Annotated in this window: 11 protein-coding genes; 3 read left to right on the top strand and 8 right to left on the bottom strand. The window is 39.4% G+C overall.

Features of this window, described 5'->3' with window-relative positions; all coding sequences use genetic code 11:
* The first annotated feature begins 102 nt into the window (after window positions 1–102).
* Window positions 103–846, top strand: a complete 744-nt coding sequence (locus DBR11_RS04940) for a PKD domain-containing protein (RefSeq protein WP_108550499.1) — start codon at window positions 103–105, stop codon at window positions 844–846.
* Window positions 847–922: 76 nt separating this feature from the next.
* On the opposite strand, the gene DBR11_RS04935 is transcribed toward DBR11_RS04940, so the two are convergent.
* The gene (locus DBR11_RS04935; protein ID WP_146186466.1) at window positions 923–1,621 is read right to left on the bottom strand and encodes a hypothetical protein; all 699 of its coding nucleotides are present in this window, start codon (window positions 1,619–1,621) and stop codon (window positions 923–925) included.
* A 218-nt stretch (window positions 1,622–1,839) separates the two neighbouring features.
* On the opposite strand from DBR11_RS04935, the gene DBR11_RS04930 reads away from it, so the two are divergent.
* Complete coding sequence (locus tag DBR11_RS04930; RefSeq protein ID WP_108550497.1) at window positions 1,840–2,424, top strand: TetR/AcrR family transcriptional regulator; 585 nt, start codon at window positions 1,840–1,842, stop codon at window positions 2,422–2,424.
* Window positions 2,425–2,471: 47 nt separating this feature from the next.
* Window positions 2,472–3,878, top strand: coding sequence for a dihydrolipoyl dehydrogenase (gene lpdA, locus DBR11_RS04925; protein WP_108550496.1), 1,407 nt, complete (start codon window positions 2,472–2,474; stop codon window positions 3,876–3,878).
* A 75-nt stretch (window positions 3,879–3,953) separates the two neighbouring features.
* On the opposite strand, the gene DBR11_RS04920 is transcribed toward lpdA, so the two are convergent.
* From DBR11_RS04920 to DBR11_RS04890, 7 genes are all read right to left on the bottom strand, one after another.
* Entirely contained in the window at window positions 3,954–5,246 is a 1,293-nt protein-coding gene (locus tag DBR11_RS04920) for a M56 family metallopeptidase (protein WP_108550495.1), read from the bottom strand.
* Window positions 5,247–5,256: 10 nt separating this feature from the next.
* Window positions 5,257–5,637, bottom strand: coding sequence for a BlaI/MecI/CopY family transcriptional regulator (locus tag DBR11_RS04915; protein ID WP_108550494.1), 381 nt, complete (start codon window positions 5,635–5,637; stop codon window positions 5,257–5,259).
* A 42-nt stretch (window positions 5,638–5,679) separates the two neighbouring features.
* Complete coding sequence (locus tag DBR11_RS04910) at window positions 5,680–8,313, bottom strand: TonB-dependent receptor (RefSeq protein ID WP_108550493.1); 2,634 nt, start codon at window positions 8,311–8,313, stop codon at window positions 5,680–5,682.
* The gene (locus DBR11_RS04905) at window positions 8,310–9,194 is read right to left on the bottom strand and encodes a GLPGLI family protein (protein WP_108550492.1); all 885 of its coding nucleotides are present in this window, start codon (window positions 9,192–9,194) and stop codon (window positions 8,310–8,312) included. The genes DBR11_RS04910 and DBR11_RS04905 overlap by 4 nt, the downstream gene beginning before the upstream one ends.
* Window positions 9,195–9,319: 125 nt before the next feature.
* A complete protein-coding gene (locus DBR11_RS04900; RefSeq protein WP_108550500.1) occupies window positions 9,320–10,117 on the bottom strand; it encodes an endonuclease/exonuclease/phosphatase family protein in 798 nt (265 codons plus the stop codon).
* A 145-nt stretch (window positions 10,118–10,262) separates the two neighbouring features.
* On the bottom strand, window positions 10,263–10,718 hold the full coding sequence (locus DBR11_RS04895) for an META domain-containing protein (RefSeq protein WP_108550491.1): 456 nt from the start codon (window positions 10,716–10,718) through the stop codon (window positions 10,263–10,265).
* A 287-nt stretch (window positions 10,719–11,005) separates the two neighbouring features.
* Window positions 11,006–11,284: a hypothetical protein gene (locus DBR11_RS04890; RefSeq protein ID WP_108550490.1), complete on the bottom strand. Its 279-nt coding sequence runs from the start codon at window positions 11,282–11,284 to the stop codon at window positions 11,006–11,008.
* Between the last annotated feature and the right edge of the window lie 222 nt (window positions 11,285–11,506).

Below are 11,506 nucleotides of genomic sequence, written 5' to 3'. Positions count from 1 at the left end.
GTTCTGGCATGGATACATGGGTAAAATATGCAAAAAGCATGTTACAGTGATCTTAAGTGGATATAAATCACTACTTTAGTTCCAATTAATTAATCTAAATTCATGAAAAAAACCTACCTAATCATCCTGGCTTCCATATTAAGTATAAGTGCTTGTAAGAAGATAGAAACTCCAGGCCCAGAGGCCGGCTTCACTCTTGGAAATACATCCCAATCTTCCATAATCTTTAGACAGGGAACGGTAATTATCCCTGTCAACAATTCCACAAATGCCGTTTCCTATTTATGGGATTTTGGAAACGGTAAGACTTCTACAGAAAGAACACCAGCTATCTCCTTTGAAGAAGGTGGAGAATTTAATATTTCACTTACTGTTAAAAACGCAGATGGTCAAATATCAAGTACACAAAGACAAGTCAAAGTACTAACCCCTTTTGCAAGTCAGATTACGATAACAGGATTGGATCAGTGGAAACAAAATGAATTCAAGTTTAATGGTGGAGATGTGTGGGTCGAAGTCTATAAAACCATCAACCCCCTCACCTACCAACAAATCCTTGACAGAAATTTTGAATTCCCTGTTTATTTTAAAAGTAGTGTAAGCACCATCCCTTCAGCTGTCTCTTATCCAATTGTAATTGATATTCCAGAGAAATTATCATTGGAAGATAAACTGGGATCAAAATTTAGACTGGTCTTTGCATTGTATGTAAAAGACACAAGTGGTACTCACGTACTTTTTACATCTGATTTTGTTGGCTCAAGTTTTTTTGTTGATCTTAATGGGGGATTTAAATGGACAACAACTGCAGGTGCCACTGTGACTTTTGAGGGTATTTATCAATAAAACCGATGATTCCGTCTAAATATCTTTGATTTCAACTTTCCACAACAGATGCTGGCGGTCCCGGCATCTGTTGTCATTAATAACTGTTCGCCAGCATCTTTCCCCTTTCAAAAGTTAAATGCAAAGTATGTGGCCTTGCAGATTGTTTCAGTACTTCTTTTTTGACCATTCTGGCAATTGGTGCTTTTCTAATTACCTTTAAAACTTCGTCGCTCACTGTCTTGGGTAAATGATCATTAACAGCGAGACGATCTATTGTTCCATCCTGTTTCAGGTTAAAAGTAAGGATAAGCCTTCCTTGAGCAGATGCGGGGACTTTACAGTTTTTAATCAGATAATCATATAAAACATCGTCTACAGGATCATGTATGATGGCAATTTTGCCCATCAAGACCGGTTGCTGTTCAACAGTCCTTTGACAATCCGGATTCGGCTTCAGGACTTTACCTAATTTACTTTCCTGCGCGCTGGCTTTAGTCATCAAAGAGCCCAAACCTACAAAAACCATTGCAGCAATAACCCATTTTTTCCAAAGGGAATTTTTCTTAGGCAATCGGTCTGCCTTCAATTGATCTGTAGAAAAACGACCACATACATTGTTGTTGTTCTCCTGCATGATCTGGATAAAATAGGCTACATTCTTATCGGTCAGATCATAAACCATTTTTTCACAGGAACTGCAATGCCGTTTGCCATCGCCTTGGTCCTTCATACTGTTCCAATCCTGATGGCAGGTGAAATTTAATTGGGCATTTGTAATCTTATTCTCTTCCATTTCTGTCTGTTTTAGTCGTATATAATTTTCAGATGCACCTTCCTCCAGAATTCCACACCGTTTTTGCAATTCTTTTTTTATAAAGATTTCATACCTGTGAATGAACAGTGATGACGTGGGAATGGCTTGGGGCGTATATTTGTTTAACTAACGTCATATAATTAAAGATTCCACTCTCCTTTTTTGATAATTTGGACGACTGTCTATAACTTTAACCTATGACTCCAAAAGATAAAATTCTAAAGATAGGACTGGACCTTTTCTCTGCCCAATCCTATCACAATACCGGGGTACGGGAAATTACCAAGGCTATCGAAATGCCTACAGGATCGTTTCATTACTACTTCAAAAACAAAGAAGAATTTGCTTTAGAGGTATTGGATTTTTTCTTTCAGAAAGATATTGCAGAGCCTTTTTCTGCAGTTATAAACGATGAAAAATTAAACCCTAAACAGAAAATCATTGGCTGCTTTTCTTTAAGAGCTAAGGCATCCCTAACATCAACCATTGAACGGGGCAAACTCGTGAGTTGCATTATGGGCAATTTAGGGCAGGAAATCGGAGGAGAAAATAGGGCTATTGCAGACAAACTGCAAAAATTGATCAATGATAACATCATTTTCAAAATGAGTGCTTTGATAACTGAGGGCCAAAAAGATGGCTCTATTCAATCTAAGGTCGATACAACTTTACTCGCCAACATACTTTTTAATGCCTTTGAAGGCAGTCTTATCCAAAGAAAAATCTCCAGAAATGACAAACCTTTAAAAGACTTTTTAAAATCACTGGAATACCTCTTATAATTTTTTTAATCGTAAACTAGACAGTTGTCTATAAAACTAATAATACAATGGAAAATAAATATGATATCGCCGTGATTGGCTCAGGGCCAGGTGGATACGTAGCAGCAATCCGTGCAGCTCAGCTGGGAAAAAGGGTTGCTTTGATAGAAAAATACAAAACACTTGGTGGCACCTGTACCAATGTAGGATGTATCCCTACAAAAGCACTTTTGGATAGTTCAGAGCACTATCATCTGGCGCAAACAGATTTTGCTGTTCATGGTATTGAAACGGATAACCTACGACTGGATTTTAATCAGTTTATACAAAGAAAAGATGATGTGGTTACTCAAAATGGTGCAGGATTGAATTTTCTGATGAAGAAGAACAAAATTACGGTACATTCTGGGACGGCCAGCTTTATTGACGCTCATCATCTGCTGATTAAGGGAACGGAAAACACAGATGTTATTGTGGAGGCGGCACACATCATCATTGCCACGGGATCCAAACCCGCTACCCTGCCTGGTGTAACAATTGATAAAAAGAGAATAATTACTTCTACAGAGGCTTTGTCTCTAACTGAACAACCAAAATCTATGCTGATTATTGGAGGAGGTGTGATCGGCGTAGAGTTTGCCTCTATTTTTGCACGGCTAAAAACCAAGGTAACGATTATAGAATATGCAGATTCCCTGCTTCCTACCATGGATAGAGAACTTGGTAAAGCCTTGCAAAAATCATTTGGCAAACTGGATATTAAGCTGGAGTTGAATAAACGGGTTCAGTCTGTTCAGAATTCAGGAAATGAAGTAAAGGTTGTGTTTGAAAACGAAGGGTCAGAGCAACAGGAATTAAATGCAGACTATTGCCTTGTTGCCATCGGCAGAAAGGCTTATACAGACCAGCTTAACCCGGGTGCTGCAGGCGTGGAAGTGCTGCAGAACGGTAAAATTAAAGTAGATGGGAAATTGCAAACCAGCGTTCCGAATATATACGCTATCGGAGATGTCATTAATGGGCCCATGTTGGCGCACAAAGCAGAGGAAGATGGAAAGTATGTTGCAGAACTGATCTGTGGAGAGCAATCGCATTTAGATTACAAACTAGTTCCGGGTGTGGTTTATACCTGGCCGGAAGTGGCCTCTATTGGGCAGACTGAAGAAGAGTTAAAGGCGGACAACACAGCCTATACTATTGGAAAATTTCCTTTCTTGGCCAGTGGAAGAGCTAGGGCATCAAGGGATTTAGATGGTTTTGCTAAAGTATTAATAGATCCAAAATATGGCGAGGTTCTGGGGGTACATGTTATTGGAGCCCGAGCCGCGGATATCATCTCTCAAGCCACAATTGCCATGAAGAATGAAATTACGGTTAAGGAGTTGAATGATATGATTTATCCTCACCCCACATTTTCGGAAGTATTGAAGGAAGCTTATTTAATTGGGTCAGGAAAGCCTTCCATTAATATTTAAGTGCTCAGTCTGCCGTTTTACATCAGTTTCTATTCTTTAGAATTAAAACTGATGTAAAATTCGGAGTAAAAAAATTTAAAGCGATGACATATTTTCCTGTGGAAGATTAAAAGTGGCTGGTCGTTTTGCCTTTTTCATTTCAATTTTTATCACTCCATTTCTGCCCCGTTCACCATATTCAGCCATGGCTGATTTATCTTTAAATACATGTATAGCCTCTATATCGTTCGAATTCAGGCCATTCATAGACTTTACCTCTACCCCGTCAACAAATACCAATGGGTCTTTTTTTTCCTCAGGTATTTTCACAACGACCTGCTCCGGTTTCACAACCGAGTCTGCTGGGATAGAAGTGATGAAAGCTGGTGCTTTGGCCGATTTTGAATCTTCAGGCTCTGTTTCCCTTGATTTAGTCTTTGCCGTAGCTATTTTTTTCTTTTTAACAACAGTTGTTATGGGCTTTTGCTGAACTACCTTTGGTTGATCGGTATTAGAAATAGGAAGAGGGCTGATGATCAGTTCTGGTTTGGCAAATGCCCACAGAAAAAATGTCAAGGCAGGTAAAACCAGCAAAACTGCAAATTTCCTCAATGAACCCGAGGCAGGTTTCATCATCATTTTTATTCTTTTCAACTGACCGATTTGAGCAAAAGAACTCGCCAGGGCAAATATCTGGGCCCCCAGAGTGTGGTTAACCAGTGTAGCGCGGTATACAGCAACAGAATGTCCTTGCAACAATACAGCCTGATCTGCCAGAAACTCGTGATTCTGCTTCATCCAGTCCAGGTAAATCCAGGCAAAGGGATTGAACCATTGTACCATGCAAAACAACTGTCCCACTAGTAGGTCTGCCCAGTGAATCTGTTTAACATGTGCCAGTTCATGCGCCAGGACAAGCTTTTTTTCCAATTCAGAACTATTGGCTTTGCTATCCATAATAACATAATTAAAAATGGAGAATGAGGCACTGAATACCGGGGTTTCTACTAACTTAAAGCCATTTGCTGAGGTATAGCCATATTTTTCAATAATGTGCTGAATTTTCAGGATCCCCACCAAATGCCGCAGAACTAAAAAGCAAATGCCAGTTAGATAGGTTCCGGCCAACACATATACCCATAATGGAAATCCGGTATCTTTAGGTGCTGCTACCGTTGAAACAGGATCGCTGATGTTAAGAGATGAAACCAGGTGTACCTGATAAGTATAGGTATAAAAAGGAAGCGCGAAAGCAATAAACAAGCCCAATAACAAGAACCAGCGGTTAAATTTGTAAAAGGTTTCGTTCTTTAGAAAAAACGAGTATATACCCAGGAATACTACCGTATACAATGCAGATTTTAAAAGATAGATGACCAGCTGTTCCATAATATTATTATTATTTTTCCTTTTTCAGTTCTTCGCGGGTGTCTTTAAGCAAAAGATCCAATTCTTCAATGGTGTAGTTATTTTCTTTTGCAAAAAAAGAAGCCATAGCAGCAAATGAATTACCGAAATAATTCTTTAGTAAACCGGATAACTGCGTTTTGGAATAAGCTTCTTTTGCAACCAATGGAACATATCTGTTTATCCTGCCCTGTCCGTGATGAGAGGCAAAGCCTTTGTTCTCCAAAATAGTCAGCACGGTAGATACAGTGGTTCTTGCCGGCTTAGGCTCCTCCAGCTTGTCGCGGATATCTTGAACTGTACCTTCACCCAAATCCCACAATACCTGCATAATCTGCTCTTCAGCTTTTGTTAACTGTGCATTTTTTTCCATAGCATGATAAATGTATGACTAATTTTATAGACAAACAAATAATTATTTAACCTTAAATCTGACTTTCATCAACACTTGGGCCGGCCTGAGGTTATAAGCGGTATAAAAGGTCCTGATGTCTGTATAAGAGGCAGAAACATACTGCCGGGCATTTAAAATATTGGTGTATTCCAGGTTAAATTCCATACGCTTAAATACATATTTGATTCCTGCATCGGCAAAGTTGAGCGATTTGGTTCCGGAAATAATCACACTGTTATAAAAATGCTCCAATCCGAGGTTGAGTGTAAGCCCGCTAGCAGGAAAAAAGTTCAATTGGCCGCGCTGGATGGAATTGCTGATGGGTGTAAACCTGCCCGGGTCAGCAGATATCCTGTTGACACTTCTACTGTATTGGAAACGATAAGATAAACTTGCCCATTTGCCCAATTTGCTGGATATTTCCGGTCTTAAGCCCAGGAGTTGATTGGTAAAACCGATCACGTCTCCGTTACTGATTTGTGCAGCTTTCGATTTGCTGTAGTCTATTTCAAGGGCTAAGGTTGAGGCAAGGAAGTCCAGCCCTTTGCTCAACCTGCTAAAAAAGATGTAGCTCTCCGATACATTTGGGATTAAATAGCTCTCTTTTAGACTTCTTATTCCTTCATAATCATACCCATACAATAGGTTCATGCTGTTCTTGATATAACTGGCAGACAAGTTCCAGAAAACAACATGTAATGGATGGCGATAGCTGAGATTAAAGTCGTAATATTGTTTCTTTTGCTCCGGTAATTCGCCTTCATTCCTTACCAAACTGCGGTAGGACGACATAAGATAGCCGGTTAAACCACTCTCTATTCCGCCCAGTTCATTTCCATATCGCCCAGATAAAGAAACATTCCAAAGCAAGCTGAGTTCATATCTGATACTCACATATGGATTAAAAAATAGTCGTTTCAACTTTTTTTCCAATGCAGTAATACGGTTATGGCTGTATAAAAAAGTATAGACCAATGGAGTTCCTGCTATTATACGAAGCCGGTTCTTGTTATAGATATAATCCGGGCTCAGGTAAAACTGAAAGGTATTCCAATTTAGGCTATTACGCAATGAATCAGGAATTATGAACTGCTCACCTGAAGTATTACCCGTCTGAAGTCTGGAATTCAAGGTCTGAATATTCGCGTTAAAACCGAGGGCATAATTCTGTTTCAAGGGCCCTTTGTCCAAACCATAGACAAACTTGCTGGCCGAAGAAAATTGTCCTTGCCTGAGCACTTGTTTTATAAATCCGGAACTTTCTGCACCCGGAAACAGATCGGGATACAACATAGGGTGTACCTTCAGATCCTGAGGATTGCTGGTGTAAGCATTGGAAGAATACATCCGTATAGTCGACTTTTTATAATTCCGGATCAGGCTAAAAACATTACTTGCCTTAAATACAGGTTTATTCAGGTCCTGGACAATATTCTGTAACGTTCCTTCTTCCCCGCTCCATTTTCCATTCAATTTAAAGGCATTATCGAGATAATACTTGTCTGTATTGGCATTGAGCTGCAGATTTGTTTCTATAGTACTACTGTGTTCAACAGCTTTCAAACCTTCTTCAATGGTCAACAGGCTATCGCCTGGCAGGTAATAGACCGAACGCGCATAGCTTTCTTTTTCCTGACGGTCATTGATATAGCTGATATTGGCATTGAGCTGCAGATCTTTTCCATATGCCCAAAGCTGGTTTACTGAACCAAAATGGCTTTGATTAAAAAGATAGCGCTTTTGGCTGATTGCCGGGGCCGAGGGCGATTGTATGGAGAGCATACCACCCTGGTTCCCTGCAGGATCGGCTCCAGGATAGAGATAGGCCAGTTCAGCCGCAACATTATTGCCGCTGTTATTCCCCTTGTAAGTATTGATGTTCTGTCTGTTTTTATCAAAATAAGTAGAAACCAGTTCGTTGTTCCATAAAAAGGGTGATAAACCAGCGCCCAATTGGGCATTAGCAACCAATACACCTTTTGCAGCATCTTTTAGTTTTAAATTGATGGCGCCCTCATCAGTAAACTCCTTATCCTTCAACGCCTTTATAGGCTGGTGATTTTCCAGTACTTGCACTGTTGCTACATCCTTAAATTCAATATTATTGGTAGCCAGACCATACCTTCCCTGTAGCAGGTCTTTACTTTCAATATAAAATTTATTGATGGGTTTGTTGTTATAAGTAATAGACCCATTGTCGTTAACCCGAATGCCTGGCATCTTTTTCAAAACGTCGCCTATGGTCCGGTCATTTTTATCAGAAAATGCCTCTACATTGTAGTTCAGTGTATCACTCAGTTGCCGGATTTCAGGAAGCTTTACTTTAACTTCTCTAAGTTTAATGGACTCCGGGATCATACTGAAATCTAAGTGCTGCGTTTTATTGGCAACTACAATGAGCTCTTTTTTCAGATTAAAACCTGAAAAGACAAGTATAACACTATCTGCCTGACTCTTAAATCTCAGATTATACGCTCCTTTATCTCCTGTAAGCACAAAGTTCAGCATACTGGTGCCATTTTTTTCTTTCACACTGATACTCACGCCTGCCAATCCTTTTACTTCTGCTTTGCTACTAACCGTGCCACTAATCGTGGTCTGTGCATCGGCAGAAAAAATACTATAAAACAAAATAAAGACAAATAGCTTTCTCATTCTTTTTCCATAGGAATAAGATCCACTTTACCCGGCATTTCAGCGATAGTCATTACACCTGAAGTTAAATTGACCTGCATGCCTGCGCCCTGCTTTATCTTTTGCTTTTCAAATTCCTGCCTGGTACATACGATGGCCCTGGAATCATCCATCAGGATAGGTGAAGCTTCATGGAGTTGTTCCAGTCCAACCAGTTTAAAAGTAAACAAACCCTCAGTATCTTCGATTTTAAGGATCAGTCCGGGCAAGCCGTTAAATTTCCAGGGACCATCGCTCACCGGAATGTCTGTGCTGAACCAGGCGATGTAATCTCTTCCTCTAAAATGAAGGGTAGCTTTCTGACAGGTATACGACAGTACGGTATCGGTTTGTTCAGAGATTTTCCAATCTAGTTTTCCTGGCTCATCTGTGTATTTAAACCGATCTGCTATGACACTCACATAATCCAGAATGGTCTGTTTATTGGTCTGTTTATCTTTAATGATCTGATAGCTCTCCCCTTCCATCGAACCTGAGCCGACAGTTCCAGGCATACTCGATAAATCCTTAGCGGATTCAGCTCTAAACACATTTATACTTTTGATTGTAGATGGATCGGTATTTTTCATCCGGTCGTTGAGCAGAGAATCTCTTTGTTGCCTTGCCGGATCATAGAATTTGGAGAAACGCTCACCTATTTCCAGGATCATCTGATCAGAACGATAAGGCTGGTCGGCGCCTGGCTTCCTTTTACTAAATTGATAAGCACAACGAAGAGAGACTTTATCAATGATTTCCTTTTCTGATGGGGTTGAATTTTGTCCGTTGACGGATACTTTTTGCTGACCGAGGACAGATAAACTCAGCCCGCAAAGGCTTGTAATAAATAAAAACTGTTTCATACATGATGGATTTATATCATGCAATCTAAGTCTATGTTTTTAGACAAACAAGTATTTCGTCTAAATTTTTAGACGAAATACTAAAAACAGTCAGAAAGGGCTGAATTTATGCTATTCCTGATCGCTTAGTTTAATTTTAAGGTGACCAAAACAGGCATATGATCAGAGGCATCGGATTTGATCACTTTCACATCCGTCACTTTCCAGGTTTTGCCTTTGCTAAGAAAAACGTAGTCCAGCCTTTCACTTGGTTTATCGAAGGGAAAAGTAAGCGCAGGTTCGCCATATACCACGGCCGCATCCTGAAGTTTTGAAGTAAAGATCTGATAAGATTTGGTATCAGGTGTGATATTAAAGTCTCCACTAAGAATAAATGGTACGTTTAAAGCCAAAAGCGTTTCAACGATTTTTTCAGCCTGTGCCACCCTGTTCTTTTCGTATTCATGACAAAGATGAGTTCCACCAAACACGATCTTCTTTCCGTTAGGGAGTGTAGAGCTCACTGTGATCATTGCTCTGCCCTCACCTCCTGCCGGGGTAGGAAGATGATAAACTTTTGAGACAGACGGGTGTCTGGAAAGTAGGCCTTCACCGTATCCACCATTGCTATATTCCATTGCTTTGCCAAAAAATCCATGCATCCCTGTCATTTTAGCCAGTTCGGCCACAAGATCTTTGGGAACGCCCCCATTAAAGCCAGCGGTTCTGTTGGTCATGCTGTCTACTTCCTGCATGGCTACAAAATCAGGTTTGTATTCATTGATGACCCGCGCAATGTCTTTCAGATTACTTTTCCCATTGTCATAGTTCTTTTCGCCATGGTAGATATTGTAGGTCATGACTTTAATTTCCTGGGCAATGCTGAGATTGGCACGGAAGCTGATCATGACCAGCAAGGCCAAACGATAAAGTGTTGTTTTCATGTTCATATGTGGTTATTTTGAATAGCTATTTTAAGAAGAAATCTATTCGGCAACAACTGAAATCCTGCGCAACCGTTTGTTTAAACTTAATGAACCTTTTAGAAACCACACAGAAAATGAAATAACACGTTTTTTATTAATGGTTCTATTTAACGGCCTTAAAACGGGCTAAAGGAGCCATTCTGGCTTTGTTTAAGGACAAATCATCTCCGTTAAGGCTATAATTGTCTGCAGTAATCAAAACCTGGCTTAAACCATGTTCAATGTCCATATTTTCGCAAGCCATCATAGTAGATATAGGTTGAGAGAATTTTATTCTTCCATGGTTTTGCAAAGTAAACGTTCCCCCCATTCCATTGCAGCCTCCTGAAGCTGAATAACGGTTATCACTTATCTGCAATAAGATAAACGGTTCTTTACCATTTATTTTGTCTGCTACAGGTTTACCTTGGAGTTCAACCAGTTTCCATTTGCGGTCAGTAATTGCATTGGTTTGCTTCATATCACCAGACTTTTGTTGTGCAGGTTCTTTTTTAAAGATATGACAGCCATTTAAAGACAGCAGACATAAGGCAAGGCTAAAGTATTGGATTGTTTTCATAGCAAGTTAAATTATAGATGTTTTATACAAGTTAAGAAATTCATACAAAAGAACATAATGACCCTGCAATAACATTTTTACCTTCAATTCAAACAAATTATCGCTTTTGTTGCTTATATTAGGAAATAATAACACCTAAAGATATGTCGATTTACTTAGAATACCCATCCATTGAGGATTATCCAGTGTATACACCCATGACACAGGAAGAGATCCAGAATAGCGCAAATCTATAAACAGTACGCTCCGAAGTCTCACTGTGCATCAATAGAAATAGCAACCCTCATTTAAATGTTCTTTGGGTTATAAGCACCATGATCCCTATCATTTTTATAATTCAGCGCATCATCTTTGGGGCCATTATCTGATTCGGCATTCTGGTCTTCAAGCTTTTCTTTGGGCTTACTGTTTTGTTCAGAATATCTACTCTCCTGTGGATTTAATCCAGTATCCAGACTTTGTTCAAAACCTGGGTCAACGGATTCATTTTCAAATGTTGCATCGTCGTTAAGAATGATGCGGTCTACAGATTCATTCTCCTTTTTTTCATTTTCCCTGTTTTCCATAGTTCATGTTTTAATTACAAATACAACAATATGGAACGGTAATAGTTTGAGTCATACCGTGTAAAAAATTGAACTTTTCAACAAAGTAAACCATATTATAAAATATTAAATTCTCCAATCAATCAAATCTTTATAAAATTTATATGATGTTTTTATTCATATATATCTTTATATGCTATAGTGCACAAAATTACCATAGTTGAGTACCAAGGGTTACCCGAT

This window comes from Pedobacter sp. HMWF019, from assembly GCF_003061025.1.
GTDB lineage: Bacteria > Bacteroidota > Bacteroidia > Sphingobacteriales > Sphingobacteriaceae > Pedobacter.
Note: the sequence above shows the minus strand (reverse complement) of the source record. Positions and strands in the feature narration are given on the sequence as shown.